The following is a 20,002-nucleotide window of genomic DNA, read 5'->3' on the forward strand; positions in this document are numbered from 1 at the left end:
GCGGGCGTACTTTCTTCTTGCTTCGCCAAGAAGAAAGTAGCCAAAGAAGAAGGCGACCCTGGGTCGGTGCCGGCTGCGCCGGTTCCCTGCGCTACTCGAAACGCCCGCCAGCAAGGCGGAACCCCATGCCAATTGGCAAGGGAAAACATCAACCGCGTTCCCGCAACATATCCCGCAACCGCTTAGGGGCCGGATTCAGCGGCACCCGAACCGAGGTCCACGCCCCCTGACGAGAGGGCGTCAGCCAGTTAAACCGACTCCCCAACCAAGTCGCGACACCGTACAAAGAAGGCGACCGATACACCGCCGCCCATCCCTTCCAGACGGAAGTCATCAACCAGCTATACCCCGCCCCCTGGCCAACCATCGAAGGATTCGCATGCGGCGCGGTAAACGCTTCCTCCCGCAAGCGCATCAACAACTCCGGAATCGGAATCTTCACCGGACAAACTTCGCCGCAAGCCCCACACAGCGACGAAGCCGTTGCCATCGTCGAAGTCGCCTCCAGCCCCAGCATATGCGGCGAGATGATCTTGCCAATCGGCCCCGGATAAGTTGTCCCGTAGGCATGCCCGCCAATACGCGTATAAACCGGGCAGTGATTCATGCACGCCCCGCAGCGAATACATTGCAGCGTCTTGCGCAACTGCTCGTCGGCGTAGGCTTGTGAACGGCCGTTATCAAGCAGCACGAGGTGTACTTCGCTCGGCCCATCCTTCTCGCCAGCCTGGCGCGGGCTGGAGATCATGTTGAAGTAGGTCGAGATGTTCTGGCCGGTCGCCGAGCGGGTGAGCAGGGAAAGCAGCGGCGGAATGTGTTCGAGTTTTTCGACGATCTTCTCGATGCCAGTGATCGCGATATGCACCGGCGGCGCCGTGGTACACATCCGACCGTTGCCTTCATTCTCGACCAGACACAGCGTGCCGGTTTCGGCGACGGCGAAATTGACGCCGGAAAGGCCGATGTCAGCCTCCAGAAATTTCTGCCGCAGCACATTGCGGCCGATCTGGATCAGCGCATCGACGTTGTCGGTGTAATCGATGCCTTCGACTTTTTCGGCGAAGAGTTGGGCAATTTCCTGCTTCGTTTTGTGGATGGCCGGCATGATGATGTGCGACGGCTTCTCTCCCGCCAACTGGACGATGTACTCGCCCATGTCTGATTCCAGCGCGCCGATGCCGGCCGCTTCGGCGGCGTGGTTGAGTTCGATTTCCTCGCTGACCATCGACTTGCCTTTGACCATCAGCCTGGCATGGCGCGCGTGGCAGATACCGAGAATGATCGCGTTGGCTTCGTCCGGCGTTTCGGCCCAATGGACCTGGATGCCGTTGCGCGTCAGGTTGGCTTCGAGCTGTTCGAGCAGGGTCGGTAACTTGGTAAGGTTGTACTGACGGATGCTTTCGCCCAGCGTGCGCAGGCTTTCAAGTTCCTCCGAATCGGGAAACTGGGCGGCGCGCTTGCTCATCAGGAAATCCATGGCGCCGCGGAAACTCTGACGCAGGAAGGGATTGTCGACAACGGCCTTGGAGCGGGCGCGGAAGCCTTCGGCGGGCTTGAACGTCAGGATGTGTTCGCTCATTGCTCGTCCTCCGTCAGCATTAGTACAACCAGTTCTTTCGGTCCGTGCGCGCCATAGGCCAGCGTCTGCTGGATGTCGGCAGTCTTCGACGGGCCGGAGATGAGCAGCGAATTGGTCGGCAGGCCATTGGCCCAGCCTTCCGCCTCCATCGCTTCGAAAAAGGTGTTGTAGATTTTGCTGGCGTCCAGCAGTACGAAATGAACGGGCGGTACCAGCGACATCAGGCGCGGCTCGGCGGCATCGGGCCACAGGATCAGCGTGCCGGTCTCGGCGATGGCGGCGCGGGCGGCGGTCAGGCTGGCCGGGGTGGCGTTGAACATCTCGGTTTTCCAGGCTTCGATGGCCATGTCGTAAACTTGGCAATCGATTCCGTGTGCCGGGAACTCATCAAGCACGGCGCAGCCATGTGTTGTTTCCTCGCTGACCAGGATCTTGTCGAGACCCTTGGTGCCCAACACTTCGCGCAGGGTGGTCAGCCAGTTGGCCGGCGTCACGGTGTGCACTTCGGCGTGGGCCAGTTCGATGCAGGCACGGAAGCGACTGGCCTTGTCGGCCGCCGATTCGACGGCGCGATGCGTGGCAAACCAGCCGGCGACGTCGGGCAGGGCTGCCACGGTCGACGGCATTTTTGCCCTCAATTTCGAAAGAATGCGGTCACGGGCGCTCATTTCGAAGTCCTCCGCAACAGGAAGCTGGCGATGTGTTCGCCGGGAAGGGTGGGTTTTGAGAGCCCGGCCTGCTTGTCCTTCCAGGCAGCGTGGCCGAGGATATTCATGAGGCAGCCGCAATCGGCGCTGACGACGCGCTCGGCGCCGGTCGCCTTCAGGGCCTTGACCTTATCCTCAACCATTGCCCCGGAAATTTCGGGCTGCTTGACCGAGAAGGTGCCGCCGAAACCGCAGCACTCCGATTCGTGGTCCTGCTGTGCTACGGTCACTTTACCAAGGCCGCCGAGCAACTTGCGCCCGGTCAGATGCACGCCCATTTCACGACGCGCCGAGCAAGAGGTATGTAGCACGACCGTGCAGTCGCCACCCTTGTCTTCGGGCTGGAAATTCAAGACATTGACTAGGAAGTCGGTCAGCTCATAGATGCGCGCCGAGAGGGCTTCAGCCTGGGCCTTGCGCACCGGGTCGGCGGCAAACAGCGTCGGGTAGTGATGCTTCATCATGCCGGCGCAGGAACCGGACGGTACAACCACCGGCCAGTCGTTCGGAAACAGCGTCAATTGATGCGCCGCCACCTTGCGTGCCTCGTCGGGAAAGCCGCTCGTATAAGCCGGTTGGCCGCAGCAGGTCTGCTCTTCCGGGAAATGCACGCGGATGCCTTCGCGTTCAAGCAGCGTGATGGCATCCATCCCGGCGCCGGGAAAGAACTGGTCGACGACGCAGGTGGCAAAAAAATAAACGTCGTCAGGCCGTGGCACTGCGGATTCCGCTTGTTTCATCTTGTCTCCGTTGTGAATTATTTAACGGTAAAATGGTAAGACCAATATTCGTGTAGGTGAAAATTTACGTGAATACCGTGACTTAGTCAATGAACTAAGGGAATATCCTACACTTGCGCTTTACCGAAACGCTGATTAGAATGTGTTGGTCTTACCAATCATGCCGAGCCCGATGCCCCTCAATAAAGTGCAGGTCCCGCGTATTTCCGATGCCGTCGCCGCTTCGTTGGAGCGTCGCATCCTGGAAGGCTCGCTGAAGTCGGGCGACCGGCTGCCGCCGGAGCGCGAACTGGCGACCGAGTTTGGCGTCTCGCGTCCATCGCTGCGTGAGGCCATCCAGAAGCTGGCGTCCAAGGGCATGGTACAGAGCAAGCAGGGCGGTGGCACTTACGTCACCAATGCACTCGAAGCGACTTTTTTCGACCCGTGGCAGGACATGATGGGGAGCCATCCCAACCTGCGCGAAGACATGCTCGAATTCCGCCGCATGCTCGAAGGCCAGGCCGCAGAGTGGGCCGCCGAGCGCGCCACCGAAGCCGACCTTACACGTCTCGGCCAGCGCTTCGCCGCACTGAACGCGACCTTTACCAACGAAAACATGGATCAGCGCTCCGAAGCCGACATCGCCTTTCACCAGGCCGTCGGCGAGGCTGCCCACAATGCGTTGCTCGGCCATCTATCATCGGCCCTGTTGCGCCTGATGCACGACAACATCCGCCTCAATCTCGGCGAACTGAAAACCGTGCCGGCAGCCGGCAACTTGCTCAAGAGCCAGCACGCGGCCATCTACGATGCAATTGTCGGCCGCAAGCCGCAAGCCGCCCGCTCTGCCGCCGAAACGCATATCGATTTCGTCCGCGAAACACTGGCCCAGACGCTGCGCAGCGTCGCCCGCCGCGAAACCGCCGCGCGTCGCCTGAGCCCTGATTTTTCCGACTCCACTTCCTGATTTTCAATTCAACTTTCCTGTAAGGAACCCCCATGGAACCGCTCGTCCTACCTTTCGAAAAACTCCGAATGAACGACGTCGACAAAGTCGGCGGCAAGAATTCTTCCCTCGGTGAAATGATCAGCCAGCTGGCCGATACCGGTGTCCGCGTCCCGGGCGGCTTTGCCACGACGGCGCAGGCTTACCGCGATTTCCTGGCGCAGTCCGGCCTCGACGCCAAGATCAATGCCGTGCTCGACGCCCTCGATGTTGACGACGTGAATACCTTGGTCAAGACCGGCGCCGAGATCCGCCAGTGGATCATGGACACCCCGTTCCCGATGGACCTGACCATCGCCATCACCGAGCAGTACCAGCGCCTGGTCGCCGATTCCACCACCGACATGTCCTTCGCCGTGCGCTCCTCGGCCACCGCTGAAGACTTGCCGGATGCTTCCTTCGCCGGTCAGCAGGAAACCTTCCTGAACATCGTCGGCCTCGAAAACATCCTGCACGCGATCAAGGAAGTCTTCGCTTCCCTGTACAACGACCGCGCCATTTCCTACCGGGTGCACAAGGGCTTCGTGCACGCTGACGTCGCTCTCTCCGCTGGCATCCAGCGCATGGTTCGCTCCGACAAGGGCGCGGCTGGCGTGATGTTCACGCTCGACACCGAATCCGGCTTCCGTGATGCCGTTTTCGTTACGTCTTCCTACGGCCTCGGTGAAACCGTCGTTCAGGGCGCCGTCAATCCGGACGAGTTCTACGTGCACAAGCCGATGCTCGCTGCCGGCAAACACGCCGTCGTGCGCCGCAACCTCGGCTCGAAGATGATCAAGATGACCTTCTCCACCGAAAAGGTCGCCGGCAAGTCAGTTATCACCGAGGATGTCGAAGAATCGCTGCGTCACCAGTTCTCGCTGAACGATGCCGAAGTCATGGAACTGGCCCGCTACGCCATGATCATCGAAAAGCACTACGGTCGTCCGATGGACATCGAGTGGGGCAAGGACGGTATCGACGGCAAGCTCTACATTTTGCAAGCCCGTCCGGAAACCGTGCAATCGCAAGCGGGCGCCGGCAAGGTCGAAAAGTTCAAGCTCAAGTCCTTCTCCAAGGTGCTCGCCTCCGGTCGCGCCATCGGCCAGAAGATTGGTGTCGGCCCGGTCCGCATCGTCAAGGATCCGAAGGAAATGGACCAGGTCAAGCCAGGTGACGTGCTCGTCGCCGACATGACCGACCCGAACTGGGAACCGGTCATGAAGCGCGCCTCCGCCATCGTCACCAACCGTGGCGGCCGGACCTGTCACGCCGCCATCATCGCCCGCGAACTGGGTATCCCGGCCATCGTCGGCTGCGGTGACGCGACCGAAACGCTGACCGAAGGCGAAATCGTCACGGCCTCCTGTACCGAAGGCGACACCGGCCACGTTTACCGCGGCAGCCTCGACTTCGAAGTCACCTCGCGTGACATCACCGCCATGCCGGACGTCCCGGTCAAGGTCATGATGAACGTCGGCAACCCGGAACTGGCCTTCGAATTCGCCCAACTGCCGAATGCCGGCGTCGGTCTGGCCCGCGTCGAGTTCATCATCAACAACGTCATCGGCATCCACCCGAAGGCCATCCTCGATGTCGAGCGTCTGCCAGCTTCGAAACGCGAAGAAATCAAGCGCCGCGCCCGTGGCTACGCCTCGCCGAAGGAATTCTTCGTCGAAAAGCTGGTTGAAGGCGTGTCTACCATCGCCGCCGCCTTCTGGCCGAACCCGGTTATCGTCCGCCTCTCCGACTTCAAGTCCAACGAGTACCGCAAGCTGCTCGGCGGCGAGCTCTACGAGCCGGAAGAAGAAAACCCGATGCTCGGTTTCCGTGGCGCTTCGCGTTACATCGCCCAGTCCTTCCGCGACTGTTTTGAGATGGAATGCCGCGCCATGAAGAAGGTCCGCGAAGAAATGGGCCTGACCAACGTGCAACTGATGGTGCCGTTCGTCCGCACCGTCGGCGAAGGCCAGGGCGTTGTCGATCTGCTGGCCGAGCATGGCCTCAAGCAGGGCGAGAACGATCTCAAGCTGATCATGATGTGCGAAATCCCGTCCAACGCGCTGCTGGCCGAAGACTTCCTGAAAATCTTCGACGGCTTCTCGATCGGCTCCAACGACTTGACCCAGCTGACGCTCGGCCTCGACCGTGACTCCGGCCTCGTCGCCAACCTCTTCGACGAGCGCGACCCGGCCGTCAAGATGCTGCTCGCCATGGCCATCTCCGCGGCCAACAAGATGGGCAAATACATCGGCATCTGTGGCCAGGGCCCGTCCGACCACCCCGACCTGGCCGAATGGCTCATGGATCAAGGTATCAGCAGCATCTCGCTGAACCCGGATACCGTGGTCGACACCTGGACGCAACTGGCGAGCCACAGAAAGGCCTGATTACCGCGTTGGCCGTACTTGCTACGGTCAACCGGAAAAATGAGCCAAAAACGAAAAGGCCGGGAGCGATCCCGGCCTTTTTTTTGAGCGCTATTTGCGGGATCAAGGTACCCATGGACAGTGTCAGCAAATGAACTGGGCTATCGCTCTGGGTCCTTCCTTTAGGTTGGCTCGGTTATTGATTTTATTGAATATCGTATCTTATCGAAATAATTTTGTATTAAATGATAAAATCAACATATGGAAAATGGGTTTTTCGTTTATTCTTTGCGGGCAAATTGGCGACAAATGATCTGAATATATAGCCAAATTTATTACCCACGGAGACATTCGGATGCGACTCATTTTTACCTTTGGCTTTGCCCTTCTTGCCTTGCTTTCCCCTGCAACATATGCGGAGAGCGGAGCGAGGAAACAATTGGTTTTCGCCGTCAGTGAGGGCACTTCTGGCGGTATTGACGCTGAAACTGCCCGCACGAAATATCAGCCACTGGCAGATATTCTCGGTCGTGCCATCAACGCCGAAATCAAGGTGGCTTTTGTTCGCGAGTTTTCAACCCTGGAAAAGGGAATGAAGGATGACCTGTACGATCTGGTTGTTGCCCGTCCCTCGGATTACCCGGCCCGTGGCTTGCGCGACTACCGCTACAATTTCGTTGCCACGGCGAAGCCGGATGGCCAGTGCGTTCTGATAGTGCACAAGGATTCGCCGATCAAGACAGTGTCTGATCTGAAGGGCAAGGCCTTTGTCTTGCCGGAGACGAAGGCGTACATGACCCGATTTTGCCGCGCCGAACTTCGTGATCAGGGCGTTGTAATCGAGAATGAGCGAGTCACCTACGTGCGTGAGCAGGGGGCGATTCCGTTTGCTATCGAGAACAGAATTTCTGATGTCGGCGGCATTGCTTCTTACTCTGGTGCCTACGCGAAGTGGGTCAAGGGCGAGCACCGGATTTTGCATCAATCGAGGTCGCAACCCTATATGCCACTGGTGGCCTCACACCGCGTCAGTGCCGAGCAGATCGGGAAGATGCAGCGCGCGCTGAACGAAATGGGCAGTACGGATAGCGGTAGCCAAATTCTGAAGCGACTCGGGATAACCAGTTTCGTGACGACCGAAGAGGGCCGCCTGCGCAAGTTGCTTGAATGGTTGGGCGTCTGACGATAAACCCGGCAGGCACCCCAGGTGCTGGTCAATGCATAACGAATCGCAGCATTGGTTTTTTCCTTTCCACGGTCAACCGGGAAAAAGAGCCAAAAATGAAAAGGCCGGGAGCGATCCCGGCCTTTTTCTTATCCAAAATGAGAGTCTGGTGTGCGCCCGGCCGCCAGCCTGCGCCAATCCCGGCGGTTCCGGCCCGGCAACACCGGTTTTGACGCTAGCTCGCGGCCCTCGCCGCATGCAGATCGGCCAGGATGTTGCCCCGGCAACTGCCGTGTCCCTTGATCCAGCAAACGGATGCATTGGCCAGAGTGTCGACTAGTTCCTGTTGGCCGAGCATCTGCCGCAACGCGGGGTCCTGCTCCAGCCCCTCGGTCTTGCCGCGGTTCAGTCGAATCACTGCATCCTGATTGTCCGAAAACAAGGCCAACAGCCGGCCGGGGAACAAGTCTCGGGCCTGTTCCAGCGCAAACAGGGTGGCCTGCAGTTCCAGTTCGTTGCTGCCGATGATAGGCACTGTGCGCGACCTGATTATCGCGTCGCTGTCTGGTGTGGCAAAGAGGACGGCGGCCAGTCCGCCATGTCGTTTCTGGCTGGCATCGCTGAAGACCTGCAGGTGTCCGGCGTAGAGCGGGGCGAGTCGCAAGGGGAGCGGGCTCACCGATGGGTGGATGACACGGACAATCTTTTTTTTTCGTCTTTTCGACATGCTGGCTGGTGGGCGAATGCGTTGGCTGGAAGGATAGCCGAAAGTGCTGCCCTGAAAAGGCGAAAGCCTCGCACCGGGGGGAGTGCGAGGCTTTCTGGACGGCCCGGGGAGGGGGAGGTGGGTAGGGCCGTCAGGGCTGATGTCTGGTCAGCGCATGTGCTCAAGATAAGGGACTTGCCCGCCGACCTCAAGTAACAGATTGCAACAGTGCGTGTCGTTGTGTGCTTTGCCATATTGCGCCGCTGCCGAGCACGCTGCCATCGGCTTTCTGGCCGATGGCAGCGCGGTCAATCAGTCGATAAGCAGGCCGCTTGCCCCGAGTTCGCAGGCGTGATGGCGTAAGTGGTCTTCAATGAAAGTGGCGATGAAATAGTAGCTGTGGTCGTAGCCATGCTGCATGCGCAAATCGAGCTGGTGCCCGGCGGCCAGGGCAGCGACCTGCAGCACCTCCGGCTTGAGCTGGATAGTCAGGAACTGGTCGCGGTCGCCCTGGTCGATCAGTATCGGCAGCCTTTCCGCGGCATTGGCCAGAAGATGGCTGGCGTCCCATTCGCGCCATTGCGAACGGTCTTCGCCGAGGTAGCGGGAGAAAGCCTTTTCGCCCCAAGGGACGGCCATCGGGTTGCAGATCGGGGCGAAAGCCGACAGCGACTGGTAGCGCCCCGGATTGCGCAGGGCGCAGACCAGCGCGCCATGGCCGCCCATCGAATGGCCGCTGATACCGCGCTTGTCGGAAACCGGAAAACTGGCCTCGATCAGCGCGGGTAGCTCGTGCACGACGTAGTCGTGCATCCGGTAATGTTGCGCCCACGGCGCTTGCGTCGCGTTCAGGTAAAAGCCAGCACCGTGGCCGAAATCCCAGCCGCCGTCCGGGTCGCCCGGCACATCATCGCCGCGCGGGCTGGTGTCGGGGGCGACGATGACCATGCCGAGTTCGGCAGCAATCCGCTGGGCGCCGGCTTTCTGCATGAAAGTCTCGTCGGTGCAGCTGAGGCCGGACAGCCAGTAGAGCACAGGCAGCTTATCGCCGCTTTCGATCTGCGGCGGCAGATAAACCGAGAACGCCATGTCGCAGCCGAGCGTCGTCGAGCGGTGCCGATAGCGCTTGGTCCAGCCGCCCGCGCTTTTCTGGCAGGAGAGGTTTTCGAGCGTCATGGCCAGTGCCTTAGAAATGAATGACGGTGCGGATGCTCTTGCCTTCGTGCATCAGGTCGAAGGCCTCGTTGATCCGTTCGAGCGGCATGGTGTGCGTGATGAAGGTGTCGAGCGGGATTTCGCCGGTGCGCGCCTTCTCGACATATCCCGGCAACTCCGTGCGGCCCTTGACGCCACCAAATGCTGAACCGCGCCAGACGCGACCGGTGACGAGCTGGAACGGTCGGGTGGAAATTTCCTGGCCGGCCCCGGCCACGCCGATAATGGTCGATTCGCCCCAACCCTTGTGGCAGCACTCGAGGGCTGCGCGCATGAGGTCCACGTTGCCGACGCACTCGAAGGAGTAATCGACGCCGCCATCGGTCATTTCGACGATGAGTTCCTGAATCGGGACGTCAAAATGTTTCGGATTGACGCAGTCGGTGGCCCCGAGCTTGCGGGCGATTTCGAACTTGGCCGGGTTGATGTCGATGGCGATGATGCGCGACGCCTTGGCCATCTTGGCACCGATGATCGCCGCCAGACCGATGCCGCCCAGCCCGAAGACGGCGACGGTAGCGCCTTCTTCCACCTTGGCAGTATTGAGCACGGCGCCGATGCCGGTGGTCACGCCGCAGCCGAGCAGGCAGACTTTTTCGAGCGGTGCGCTCTTCGGAATCTTGGCCAGCGAGATTTCCGGCAACACGGTGTATTCGGAGAAGGTCGAGCAGCCCATGTAGTGGTAGATAGGCTGGCCGTTGTAGGAGAAACGCGTCGTGCCGTCCGGCATCAGACCCTTGCCCTGGGTGGCGCGCACGGCTTGGCAGAGGTTGGTCTTGCCCGACAGGCAGAACTTGCACTTGCCGCATTCTGCGGTGTACAGCGGAATGACGTGATCGCCGACGGCCAGCGAGGTGACGCCTTCGCCGATGGCTTCAACGATGCCGCCGCCCTCATGGCCGAGGATGGACGGGAAGATGCCTTCCGGATCGTCGCCGGACAGGGTGAAAGCATCGGTGTGGCAGACGCCGGAAGCGATGATGCGAACCAGAACCTCGCCGGCCTTGGGCGCTTCGACGTCGACTTCGACAATTTGCAGGGGCTGACCAGCAGCAAAGGCAACAGCGGCGCGGGACTTGATCGACATGGCGGAACTCTCGGAACGGTAACAATGGTGCTAAGTATAATTAGCGCTTGGTTGCGGATAAATTGTCATTCAAGGAATGATTGTTGTCGTGTAGGGATAATCGACTTCGCCGGGGAGGGCGCCGAAAATGAGTCGCTGGGAAGGGCTGGATGAATTCGTCGCCGTCGCCGAGTGCGGCAACTTCTCGCGCGCCGCCGAGCGCCTGCGCCTGTCGTCGTCGCACGTCAGCCGGCAGGTGGCGCTGCTCGAAGAACGCCTGCAGGCGCGGCTGCTTTACCGGACGACGCGCCGTGTCTCGCTGACCGAAGCCGGCCAGACTTTCCTTGCCCGCTGCCAGCGCCTGATCGAGGAGCGCGACGAAGCCTTCCTGACCATCGGCGACCTGCACAGCGCGCCGACCGGCCTGCTGCGCATGACCGCGGCCGTCGCCTACGGCGAGCGCTTCATCGTGCCGCTGGTCAATGAATTCATGGCCGGCTACCCGGCTTTGAAAGTCGAAATCGAGCTGACCAACCGCACCCTCGACATGGTGCACGAAGGCTTCGACCTGGCCATCCGTCTCGGCCGGCTCAGCGAATCGAGTCTGGTCGCCACCCGGCTGGCACCGCGTGCCATGTATCTGTGCGCCGCGCCGGCCTACCTCGAAAAATACGGCCGGCCGCATACGTTGTCTGAACTGGGCCAGCACAACTGCCTGATCGGCAGTAGCGACATCTGGAACTTTCAGCACGACGGGCGCGAGTTCCAGTTCCGGCCGAGTGGTAATTGGCGGTGCAACAGCGGTCAGGCGGTGCTCGACGCCGCGCTGCGCGGTTTCGGCCTGTGCCAGTTGCCGGATTATTACGTTCTTGAGCCCCTGCGCCGGGACGAGCTGGTTTCCCTGCTCGAGGCCAACCAACCACCCAATACCGCTGTCTGGGCCATTTATCCGCAACGGCGCTATTCGCTGCCCAAGGTCCGTTTGCTGGTGGATGCGTTGAAGGCTGGGTTGGCGTTGTGTCCGGAATATCGGGTTCTGGCTGGTGATCAAACGGTGTGAGGTTTTTCCTGTAGCCAGAGAGCCTCGGGCAATCGTAAGAGTGCAGGATGCAAGATCTCCTCCCCCTTCAAGGGGGAGGCAGGGTGGGGGATGGGTTATGGCCTGGAACTCCGCTAACCCATCCCCACCCCGACCCTCCCCTTGAAGGGGAGGGAGTAGAGCTTCATGCGATTGCCTGACAGCCCGCCTTTTCCCTCGGCAGACCCCGCATCTGCTAAGATTCGGCCCTGATTTTTCAGGCTTCTTCCCTTGTCTTCCCTCCCGGAAATATTCTCTCCCGAAGGCCCGCTCGCCCGGGCCATCAGCGGCTATCGCATCCGCGAACAGCAGCTCGACATGGCCGAGCGCATCGCCGCCGCCATCAAAGGCTGTTCGGTCTTCATCGCCGAGGCCGGCACCGGCACGGGCAAGACTTTCGCCTACCTCGTCCCGGCCTTGCAGTCGAACGGCAAGGTGATCGTGTCGACCGGAACCAAAACCTTGCAGGACCAGCTGTTCAACAAGGATTTGCCGATGGTCCGCGACGCCCTCAAGGCGCCGGTCAAGATCGCGCTGCTCAAAGGCCGGGCCAACTACGTTTGTCCTTATCACCTGCAACACGCCATCGCCGACGGTCGTTTCCTGACCCGCGAGGATGCTGCCGACGCCCGCCGCATCTCGGTCTTCGCCAAGACCACGCAGAGCGGCGACAAGGCCGAGTGCATCGAGGTTTCAGAGAATTCGCCGGTATGGAGCCACGCTACCTCGACGCGCGACAACTGCCTCGGCCAGGAATGTCCGGACTACAAGGAGTGCTTCGTCATGCTCGCCAGGCGCGAGGCGATGGCGGCCGATCTGGTCGTCGTCAATCACCACCTGTTCTTCGCCGACGTGATGCTCCGCGACGAAGGCATGGCCGAACTGCTCCCGGCCTGCAACACGGTCATCTTCGACGAAGCCCACCAGTTGCCGGAAGTGGCGACGCTGTTCTTCGGCGACAGCATTTCAACTGCGCAGGTGCTCGATCTGGCACGCGACGTCCGCGCCGAAGCGCTAACCAACGCCCGCGACTGCCTGGCGCTGCCGGAAACCAGCAAGAAAGTCGAAAAGGCCGCCAAGGATCTGCGCCTGGCGGTTGGCGTCGACAGCGGCCGCTTCTCCTACGGTCAACTGGAAGAAAAGCCCGATTTTGAAATCGCCTTGAAAGCCCTCGAAGCCGAGGTAGTCGCCTTCGCCGCCTTGCTCGAAACGCAGGCCGAGCGCGCCGAAGGCCTCGAGAAATGCTGGCAGCGCGCCACCGAACTTGTCCAGCACCTCGGCCAGTGGCAGAACCCGACACCCGGCTATGTCCGCTGGGCCGAAGCCTTCACGCATTCGCTGCAGCTTAACGCAACGCCGCTCAATGTCGCCGAAATTTTCCGCAAACAGATGGGCGGCCATCCGCGGGCCTGGATATTTACGTCAGCCACCTTGGCCGTGCAGGGCAAGTTCCACCACTACTGCGCCGAACTCGGCCTTGGCGAGCCGGATTCCGCCTGCTGGCACAGCCCCTTCGATTACGACAAGCAGGCCATCCTCTACGCGCCGCTCGGCATGCCCGACCCGAACGCCTGGAACTACACCGATGCCGTCGTCGACGCCGCCTGGCCGGCCGTCAAGGCGGCCAACGGCGGGGCATTCTTCCTGTGCACCAGCCTGCGCGCCATGCGCCGCACGCACGAACTGCTCAAGGCCAAGCTCGAAGACGAAAACATCGATATGCCGCTGCTCGTTCAGGGCGAGGGCAGCAAGAACGATCTGCTGCAACGCTTCCGCCACCACGGCAATTCCATCCTGGTCGGCAGCCAGAGCTTCTGGGAAGGCGTCGACGTGCGCGGCGAAGCGCTGTCGCTGGTCGTCATCGACAAGATTCCCTTCGCGCCCCCCGACGACCCGGTGCTTTCGGCGCGTATCGAGCAGATGAAAAAGGAAGGCCGCAACGCCTTCATGGAATACCAGTTGCCGCGCGCCGTCATCAACGTCAAGCAGGGCGCCGGCCGGCTGATCCGCGACGAGAACGACAAGGGCGTGCTCATGATGTGCGATCCACGACTCATATCAAAGCCCTATGGCCGCCGCGTCTGGCAAAGTCTGCCACCCATGAAACGGACCCGCGAACTGCAGGTCGTCCTCGATTTCTTCGCCAACCGGTAAAGCGGATGAAAACCATCTTCGAGCAAATGCGCGCGCAGCAGCCGCAGTTCTTCTCCAGCGCCGACATCACCATTGCCACCGGGCCGATGCAGGCCATGGCTGACATCATCACGGCCATCGAATCGGTCATCGCCATGCCGGCCTATCAGGCCCACGCGCTGGCCCAGGCGCCGGAAATCGCCCGTCTGCCGGTCAAGTCGCACGGCGTGTTCATGGGCTACGACTTTCACCTGACCGAAACCGGCCCCAAGCTCATCGAGATCAACACCAACGCTGGCGGTGGTCTGCTCAACGCCTACCTGCTCGCTTCGCATGGCCACGTGGAAGAGGGCGCGCGGATTCGCGAAGAATATGTCGCCATGTTCCGCGAGGAATGGCATCTGGAACGCGGCGACGCACCGCTGCGCCGCATCGCCATCGTCGATGAAAACCCGGCCGAACAGTTTCTCGCCCCCGAATTCGCGCTCTTCAAGGAATTGTTCGAGCAGCACGGCATCGCCGCCGTGGTGGCCGATCCGGGCGAATTTGAGAGCGACGGCGAGCAGCTTCTGCATGCCGGCCTGCCGGTCGACCTGATTTACAACCGCCTGACCGACTTTGCCCTCGATGCCACGGTCAACGGGAAAATTCGCTCAATTTTTGAATCGGGTGGCGTTGTCATCACGCCGCATCCGCGCGCCCACGCGCTGTATGCCGACAAGCGCAACCTCATGCAGCTCTCCGACGACACCGCGTTGCAGGCGCTGGGTGTCGACGAATCCATCCGCCAGACCCTGCTCGCCGGCATCCCGAAAACCGTTGCCGTGACACCGGAGCAGGGCGAGCGATTCTGGGCCGAACGCAAACGCTGGTTTTTCAAGCCGCCCGCCGGTTTCGGTAGCCGCGCCGCCTACCGCGGCGACAAGCTGACCAAGCGCGTCTTCGAGGAAATCCTGCACGGCGGCTACATTGCCCAGGAAATCGCGCTACCGTCGGAGTACGAAGTAAATCTCCCTCCCCTTCAAGGGGAGGGCCGGGGTGGGGATGGGGCAAATGAGGCAAGCAACACCCATCCCCCACCCAACCTCCCCCTTGAAGGGGGAGGAGTGGCAACCATGAAAGCCGACATCCGCTGCTACGTCTACGCCGGCCGCATCCAGCTCGTCGCGGCCCGCCTCTACCAAGGCCAAACCACCAATTTCCGGACGCCGGGCGGCGGTTTCGCCCCGGTTTTCGTCGCCTGAACGGTTAAAATCCGCCCATGAAAGTTTTCGGTATCGCCGGTTATTCCGGTTCCGGCAAGACGACCTTGCTGGAAAAGCTCATCCCCCAGCTGACGGCGCGTGGCTTCAAGGTGTCGGTCATCAAGCACGCCCACCATGGTTTCGACATCGACAAGCCGGGCAAGGATTCCTACCGCCACCGCGAAGCCGGCGCCACCGAGGTGCTGCTCTCCTGCGGCGACCGCTGGGCGCTGATGCACGAGCGGCGGGCCGAGGTGGAGCCCACGCTCAAGGAACTGATCGGCCACCTGTCGCCCTGCGATCTTGTCCTGATCGAAGGCTTCAAGGATGAACCGGTGCCCAAGCTCGAAGTCTATCGCTCTGCCAATGGAACGCCGCCGCTCTTTCCCGAGCGCGATGACATCGTCGGTGTCGCTAGCAACGAGGCGCTGACGACCACGCTGCCGGTGCTGCCGCTTGACGATGTGGCGGCCATTGCCAACTTTCTGATCGCTACCCTGAACCTGGAAATCCGATGCTGAGTTACGAAGAAGCCATCGACAAACTGCTCTCCGCCGCCAAGCCGGTCGAAGAAATCCGCCACATCCCGCTGGCCGCCGCCACTGGCCGCGTCCTGGCCGCTGCGGTGCAATCGACGATCTCCGTGCCACCCTGCGCCATGTCGGCGATGGATGGCTACGCCGTGCGCGCCGCCGACGTTTCTGCTGCCGGCACCAGCCTGCCGGTCAGCCAGCGCATCCCGGCCGGATCGGTGCCCGTGCCCCTGCAGCCCGGCAGCGCCGCCCGCATCTTCACCGGCGCGCCGATCCCGGCCGGCGCCGACACCGTCGTCATGCAGGAAGTAACCACGGCCACGGATGCTGGCGTCACCTTCAACGAAGTGCCGCGTGCCGGCACCTTCATCCGCCCGACCGGCGAAGACTTTCTGGCCGGCGGTGACATCCTGGCTGCCGGCATTCGCCTGCGCCCGCAGGACGTCGCCCTGGCCGCCGCCGCCGGCCTGCCGCAACTGCCTGTCTTCCGTCGCGTGCGCGTCGGCGTTTTCTTCACCGGCGACGAACTCGTCCAGCCCGGCGACCCGCTGCCGCCCGGCGGCATCTACAACTCCAACCGCTACGCGCTGTGCGCGCTGCTCGAATCGCTCGGCTGCGAAGTCCGCGACCTCGGCGCCGTGCCCGACGATTTCGAAGCAACCCGCGCCGCCCTGCGCCGCGCCGCCGCCGACAACGATCTGGTAGTCACCAGCGGCGGCGTTTCAGTCGGCGAAGAAGACCACGTCAAGCCGGCCGTCGAAGTCGAAGGCCAACTGCAGATGTGGAAGCTCGCCGCCAAGCCCGGCAAGCCGCTCGCCTTCGGCACCGTGCGCCGCGAGGCCGGTGGCGAAAGCTGGTTCATCGGCCTGCCCGGGCACCCGGTGTCGTCCATCGTCACCTTCATGATCTTCGTCCGCCCCTTCGTGCTGCGCCTGCAAGGCATTGCCGATGCGCTGCCGCACGGCCTCAATCTGCCGGCCGACTTCGACTGGCCGAAGCCCGACGCCCGCCGCGAATTCCTGCGCGCCCGGCTCAGCGAGCGCGGCACCGTCGAGATTTTCCCCAACCAGGGGCCGGGCGTGCTGTCGTCGCTGACCTGGGGTACCGGGCTGGTCGACAACCCGCCGAAGCACGCCGTCAAGCGTGGCGATCTGGTGCGCTTCATCCCGTTCTCGGAACTGCTGTCATGACCGTTCGCATTCTCTATTTCGCCGGCCTCAAGGAAACCCTCGGGCTGCCCGGCGAAACGGTCGATCTTCCGGCTGGTGTTGCCACCGTCGGCAACCTGCGCGACTGGCTGGTCGGGCAGGGGCGCGACCAGCTGGCCACGGCCAAAAACCTGCGCTGCGCCGTCAATCAGGACATGGCCAAGCTCGATGCCACAATAAAGGACGGCGACGAAGTCGCCTTCTTCCCGCCGGTCACCGGCGGCTGAAAATAGAAAGAATATAAATGTCCATCCAATGGTTCCCCGGGCACATGACCCAGGCCCGCAAGAAGGCCGGCGAAACGCTGGCCGTGGCCGACGTCGTCGTCGAAGTCCTCGACGCCCGCCTGCCGCAGGCGAGCAGCAATCCGATGATCCACGAGCTGCGCGTCTTCCGTCAGCGCCCCTGCCTCAAGCTGCTCAACAAGGCCGATCTGGCCGACCCCGAAGCGACCAAGGCCTGGCTGGCTTATTTTGACGCCCAGCCCGGCGTCAAGGCGGTCGCCATCTCCTGCAAGAAAGCCAGCGACGTGGCGCGCATCCCCGGTCTGGCCCAGAAGCTGGCGCCGCACCGCAACGACGCCGTCAAGCCGCTGCGCCTGATGATCATGGGCATCCCCAACGTCGGCAAATCGACGCTCATGAACGCGCTGGTCAAGAAAAAAGTCGCCGCCGTCGGCGACCAGCCGGCCGTCACCAAGACCCAGCAACGCATCGACATCAGCAACCGCCTGACGCTCTACGACACCCCGGGCATGCTCTGGCCGAAGATCGACCATCCCATCGACGGCCTCATGCTCGCCGCCAGCCACGCCGTCGGCATCAATGCCTACATTGACGAAGAAGTCGGCACCTGGCTCGCCAACTACCTGCTCGAGGTCTACCCCAAGCTGCTCATGGCGCGCTACGGCTTTGCCACCGAAGGCATGGATGCCGTCGGCGTCATCGAAGCCATCGCCAAAAAGCGCGGCTGCGTCATCAAGGGGCGGGGCGGCGAATTGGACATGGAAAGAGCCGCCGCCATCCTGATCCTCGACTACCGCTCCGGCGCCCTTGGGCGCATCAGCCTGGAAACGCCAGCGCTCCGGGCTTCCCGGCAAGCCGAGTTGAAGGCCGCGGGCAAACTGCCGGTGAATCCGGATCTTGCGGTCGACGACGGAAAAGCCTGATTTTCAATTTATTTTCCGCTGCAAGACGCTCTCTATTGCAGCCTCTCAGCGGATTTGTATATAATCCGCGCCCTGTCAGCCGCAAGGCCGACAGTACCGTTCCTCGATAGCTCAGTCGGTAGAGCGCCGGACTGTTAATCCGTAGGTCCCTGGTTCGAGCCCAGGTCGGGGAGCCAAAAATACAAGCAAAAAGCCCAGTTCAAAAGACTGGGCTTTTTGCTTTTTCAGGGCGCCTTCGCTATTGCCAAAAACATGCTAGTCTTAATAATCCCATGACAAATACAAGAGGTTCTGGCAGGCATGGCGCGGCCCGAAAAAACTGTTTTTATAAGCTATCGACGAGCGGATCGGTGGCCAGCGTTGGCGGTTTTCAAGGATCTTACCCAACATGGCTACGACGTTTTCATCGATTATGATGGTATTGCCAGTGGTGATTTTGAACGCGCTATCGTCGAAAACATTCGGGCACGCGCTCACTTCATCCTTTTGCTGACTCCGACTGCACTTGTACGTTGCACCGACCCGGCCGACTGGCTGCGCCGGGAGATCGAAGTTGCGCTTGAGGCCCAGCGCAATGTTGTGCCTCTTTTAATAAACGAATTCACTTTCGATTCGCCCATTGCGATTCAGCAGCTACGTGGTTCTTTGGAGCCGCTACGTCGTTATCAGGCGCTGACCATTCCGGCTGATTTCTTCGATGAGGCAATGGAGCGATTGCGCGGAAAGCATCTAGCGATAGCGGTCGATGCGGTACTGCACCCTGTATCAGCACATGCGAGTCAAATTGCTCAAGAGCAGCGCGACCTTGCCGGAAAAGCCGCCGAGAATGCTGAGTTGCCCGAAGGTCCCTTGCCGCCTTTTGGCCCAAAGCCAAGTAAATGGATTCTCGTCATTGTCGCGGCTGTGCTTGGCGTGGCGGTTATTTGGTGGATCGGTGGCAAGCAAGAACCGATACCGGCGCCAGTCAATATATCCAAGCCAGCGGCAGTTTCTCTTCCTGAAACCCTAAACGATGCCACAGCATTCGCTGCCCTCGCTGATAGCTACTTCTACGGTCGTAATGGCCATGCCGAAAATAAAGCAGAAGCGCTAAAGTGGTACCGCAAGGCGGCCGAGCAGGGCGATGCGAATGGGCAGGCCAATCTGGGGTTTATGTACGAGCACGGCCAAGGTGGTTTGTCGAAGGACGCAGCCGAGGCGCTCAAGTGGTATCGCAAGGCGGCCGATCAGGGCAATGCGCGTGGGCAGGCGTACCTTGGGACCATGTACAGGGATGGCCAAGGCGGTTTGTTAAAGGACGAAACCGAGGCGCTCAAGTGGTATCGCAAGGCGGCCAATCAGGGCAATGCGAATGCTCAGGTGAGCTTGGGGGTTATGTACAGTGAGGGGCGAGGCGGTTTGTCAAAGGACGCAGCCGAGGCAATCAAGTGGTTCCGTAAGGCGGCCGATCAGGGTCATGCTCTTGGGCAGGTGAACCTGGGAGTTATGTACCAGCTTGGCCAAGGCGGTTTGTCAAAGAATGAAGTTGAGGCGGTCAAGTGGTACCGCAAGGCGGCAGATCAGGGCTCGGAGGACGGGCAGGCGTACCTAGGGATGATGTACGAGTTTGGCCGAGGCGGTTTGTCGAAGGATGAGCCAGAGGCGGTCCGGTGGTACCGCAAGGCGGCGGATCAGGGCTCCGCGGACGGGCAGGCTGCCCTTGGGTTAATGTATGAGCTTGGCCTAGGCGGTTTGTCGAAGGATGCAGTCGAGGCGGTTAAATGGTACCGCAAAGCGGCAGATCAGGGCGATGCGCGTGGGCAGACCTCCCTTGGGACCATGTACAGGGATGGCCTGGGCGGTTTGTTGAAGGACGAAGCTGAGGCGGTCAAATGGTACCGCAAGGCGGCTGATCAGGGCTCAGCGCTTGGGCAGGTGTTCCTTGGGAGAATGTACGAGGGTGGCCGCGGCGGTTTGTCGAAGGACAACGCCGAGGCGATTACGTTGTATAAATTGGCAGCCGATCAAGGTAACGACTATGCAGTAAGTGCACTGCAACGGCTGTTGAAATATTGACATTGCAGCCAAAGGGGTTCAGAGACATTTGATTTTTGGCCATTTTTTCCGGTTGACCGTGAACTTCAG

Annotated in this window: 17 protein-coding genes and 1 tRNA gene; 12 read left to right on the forward strand and 6 right to left on the reverse strand. The window is 61.1% G+C overall.

Translation table 11 applies throughout. The features are described from left to right. Positions 1–148: 148 nt before the first annotated feature. The 3 genes from WBK19_RS04130 to WBK19_RS04140 are packed head-to-tail and all read right to left on the reverse strand — an operon-like array spanning position 149 to position 3,026. Positions 149–1,579 (reverse strand): LutB/LldF family L-lactate oxidation iron-sulfur protein, encoded by a 1,431-nt coding sequence (locus tag WBK19_RS04130; protein ID WP_511287207.1) that lies wholly within the window; start codon positions 1,577–1,579, stop codon positions 149–151. Beyond that, the gene (locus tag WBK19_RS04135) at positions 1,576–2,247 is read right to left on the reverse strand and encodes a LutC/YkgG family protein (RefSeq protein ID WP_511287209.1); all 672 of its coding nucleotides are present in this window, start codon (positions 2,245–2,247) and stop codon (positions 1,576–1,578) included. Before WBK19_RS04135 ends, WBK19_RS04130 begins: the two co-directional genes overlap by 4 nt. After that, complete coding sequence (locus tag WBK19_RS04140) at positions 2,244–3,026, reverse strand: (Fe-S)-binding protein (protein ID WP_511287211.1); 783 nt, start codon at positions 3,024–3,026, stop codon at positions 2,244–2,246. The genes WBK19_RS04135 and WBK19_RS04140 overlap by 4 nt, the downstream gene beginning before the upstream one ends. A gap of 172 nt (positions 3,027–3,198) precedes the next feature. Here WBK19_RS04140 and WBK19_RS04145 point away from each other — a divergent pair, with 172 nt between their 5' ends. From WBK19_RS04145 to WBK19_RS04155, 3 genes are all read left to right on the forward strand, one after another. Then, on the forward strand, positions 3,199–3,975 hold the full coding sequence (locus WBK19_RS04145) for a GntR family transcriptional regulator (protein ID WP_511287213.1): 777 nt from the start codon (positions 3,199–3,201) through the stop codon (positions 3,973–3,975). A gap of 32 nt (positions 3,976–4,007) precedes the next feature. Beyond that, positions 4,008–6,383 (forward strand): phosphoenolpyruvate synthase, encoded by a 2,376-nt coding sequence (gene ppsA, locus WBK19_RS04150; RefSeq protein ID WP_511287215.1) that lies wholly within the window; start codon positions 4,008–4,010, stop codon positions 6,381–6,383. A gap of 418 nt (positions 6,384–6,801) precedes the next feature. Then, positions 6,802–7,545, forward strand: a complete 744-nt coding sequence (locus WBK19_RS04155) for a phosphate/phosphite/phosphonate ABC transporter substrate-binding protein (protein WP_511287217.1) — start codon at positions 6,802–6,804, stop codon at positions 7,543–7,545. A gap of 217 nt (positions 7,546–7,762) precedes the next feature. Here WBK19_RS04155 and WBK19_RS04160 read toward each other — a convergent pair whose 3' ends face one another. The 3 genes from WBK19_RS04160 to WBK19_RS04170 form a co-directional block, all read right to left on the reverse strand. Then, positions 7,763–8,254, reverse strand: a complete 492-nt coding sequence (locus WBK19_RS04160; protein ID WP_511287219.1) for an RNase H family protein — start codon at positions 8,252–8,254, stop codon at positions 7,763–7,765. A gap of 291 nt (positions 8,255–8,545) precedes the next feature. After that, positions 8,546–9,409 carry an S-formylglutathione hydrolase gene (gene fghA, locus WBK19_RS04165; protein WP_511287221.1) on the reverse strand — a complete coding sequence of 288 codons (864 nt, stop codon included), beginning with the start codon at positions 9,407–9,409 and terminating at the stop codon, positions 8,546–8,548. A 10-nt stretch (positions 9,410–9,419) separates the two neighbouring features. Next, on the reverse strand, positions 9,420–10,535 hold the full coding sequence (locus tag WBK19_RS04170) for an S-(hydroxymethyl)glutathione dehydrogenase/class III alcohol dehydrogenase (protein ID WP_511287223.1): 1,116 nt from the start codon (positions 10,533–10,535) through the stop codon (positions 9,420–9,422). A gap of 127 nt (positions 10,536–10,662) precedes the next feature. On the opposite strand from WBK19_RS04170, the gene WBK19_RS04175 reads away from it, so the two are divergent. The 9 genes from WBK19_RS04175 (at position 10,663) to WBK19_RS04215 (ending at position 19,933) form a co-directional block, all read left to right on the forward strand. Then, positions 10,663–11,574 (forward strand): LysR family transcriptional regulator, encoded by a 912-nt coding sequence (locus WBK19_RS04175; protein WP_511287225.1) that lies wholly within the window; start codon positions 10,663–10,665, stop codon positions 11,572–11,574. A 249-nt stretch (positions 11,575–11,823) separates the two neighbouring features. Beyond that, complete coding sequence (yoaA, locus tag WBK19_RS04180; protein WP_511287227.1) at positions 11,824–13,746, forward strand: DNA repair helicase YoaA; 1,923 nt, start codon at positions 11,824–11,826, stop codon at positions 13,744–13,746. A gap of 5 nt (positions 13,747–13,751) precedes the next feature. Further along, a complete protein-coding gene (locus tag WBK19_RS04185; protein ID WP_511287229.1) occupies positions 13,752–14,969 on the forward strand; it encodes a hypothetical protein in 1,218 nt (405 codons plus the stop codon). Positions 14,970–14,986: 17 nt separating this feature from the next. Then, complete coding sequence (gene mobB / locus WBK19_RS04190) at positions 14,987–15,490, forward strand: molybdopterin-guanine dinucleotide biosynthesis protein B (RefSeq protein WP_511287231.1); 504 nt, start codon at positions 14,987–14,989, stop codon at positions 15,488–15,490. After that, on the forward strand, positions 15,484–16,692 hold the full coding sequence (locus tag WBK19_RS04195; RefSeq protein WP_511287233.1) for a molybdopterin molybdotransferase MoeA: 1,209 nt from the start codon (positions 15,484–15,486) through the stop codon (positions 16,690–16,692). The genes mobB and WBK19_RS04195 overlap by 7 nt, the downstream gene beginning before the upstream one ends. Then, on the forward strand, positions 16,689–16,937 hold the full coding sequence (moaD, locus tag WBK19_RS04200; protein ID WP_511287235.1) for a molybdopterin converting factor subunit 1: 249 nt from the start codon (positions 16,689–16,691) through the stop codon (positions 16,935–16,937). Before WBK19_RS04195 ends, moaD begins: the two co-directional genes overlap by 4 nt. 17 nt (positions 16,938–16,954) lie before the next feature. After that, a complete protein-coding gene (ylqF, locus tag WBK19_RS04205) occupies positions 16,955–17,878 on the forward strand; it encodes a ribosome biogenesis GTPase YlqF (RefSeq protein ID WP_226399691.1) in 924 nt (307 codons plus the stop codon). A 100-nt stretch (positions 17,879–17,978) separates the two neighbouring features. Further along, a tRNA-Asn gene (locus tag WBK19_RS04210) sits at positions 17,979–18,054 on the forward strand. Positions 18,055–18,178: 124 nt separating this feature from the next. Next, a complete protein-coding gene (locus tag WBK19_RS04215; RefSeq protein WP_511287237.1) occupies positions 18,179–19,933 on the forward strand; it encodes a toll/interleukin-1 receptor domain-containing protein in 1,755 nt (584 codons plus the stop codon). Positions 19,934–20,002 lie beyond the last annotated feature (69 nt).

Origin of the sequence: Azonexus sp., assembly GCF_049652925.1 — a bacterium.
Lineage (GTDB): Bacteria > Pseudomonadota > Gammaproteobacteria > Burkholderiales > Rhodocyclaceae > Azonexus.

Bases quoted from the DNA above. Each gene is read 5' to 3' on its own strand.
- WBK19_RS04140 (WP_511287211.1), bottom strand. From the start codon at position 3,026: ATGAAACAAGCGGAATCCGCAGTGCCACGGCCTGACGACGTTTATTTT.
- WBK19_RS04170 (WP_511287223.1), bottom strand. From the start codon at position 10,535: ATGTCGATCAAGTCCCGCGCCGCTGTTGCCTTTGCTGCTGGTCAGCCC.
- fghA (WP_511287221.1), bottom strand. From the start codon at position 9,409: ATGACGCTCGAAAACCTCTCCTGCCAGAAAAGCGCGGGCGGCTGGACC.
- mobB (WP_511287231.1), top strand. From the start codon at position 14,987: ATGAAAGTTTTCGGTATCGCCGGTTATTCCGGTTCCGGCAAGACGACC.
- WBK19_RS04185 (WP_511287229.1), top strand. From the start codon at position 13,752: ATGAAAACCATCTTCGAGCAAATGCGCGCGCAGCAGCCGCAGTTCTTC.
- WBK19_RS04130 (WP_511287207.1), bottom strand. From the start codon at position 1,579: ATGAGCGAACACATCCTGACGTTCAAGCCCGCCGAAGGCTTCCGCGCC.
- WBK19_RS04215 (WP_511287237.1), top strand. From the start codon at position 18,179: ATGGCGCGGCCCGAAAAAACTGTTTTTATAAGCTATCGACGAGCGGAT.
- ylqF (WP_226399691.1), top strand. From the start codon at position 16,955: ATGTCCATCCAATGGTTCCCCGGGCACATGACCCAGGCCCGCAAGAAG.
- WBK19_RS04145 (WP_511287213.1), top strand. From the start codon at position 3,199: ATGCCCCTCAATAAAGTGCAGGTCCCGCGTATTTCCGATGCCGTCGCC.
- WBK19_RS04175 (WP_511287225.1), top strand. From the start codon at position 10,663: ATGAGTCGCTGGGAAGGGCTGGATGAATTCGTCGCCGTCGCCGAGTGC.
- WBK19_RS04135 (WP_511287209.1), bottom strand. From the start codon at position 2,247: ATGAGCGCCCGTGACCGCATTCTTTCGAAATTGAGGGCAAAAATGCCG.
- moaD (WP_511287235.1), top strand. From the start codon at position 16,689: ATGACCGTTCGCATTCTCTATTTCGCCGGCCTCAAGGAAACCCTCGGG.
- WBK19_RS04160 (WP_511287219.1), bottom strand. From the start codon at position 8,254: ATGTCGAAAAGACGAAAAAAAAAGATTGTCCGTGTCATCCACCCATCG.
- WBK19_RS04195 (WP_511287233.1), top strand. From the start codon at position 15,484: ATGCTGAGTTACGAAGAAGCCATCGACAAACTGCTCTCCGCCGCCAAG.
- ppsA (WP_511287215.1), top strand. From the start codon at position 4,008: ATGGAACCGCTCGTCCTACCTTTCGAAAAACTCCGAATGAACGACGTC.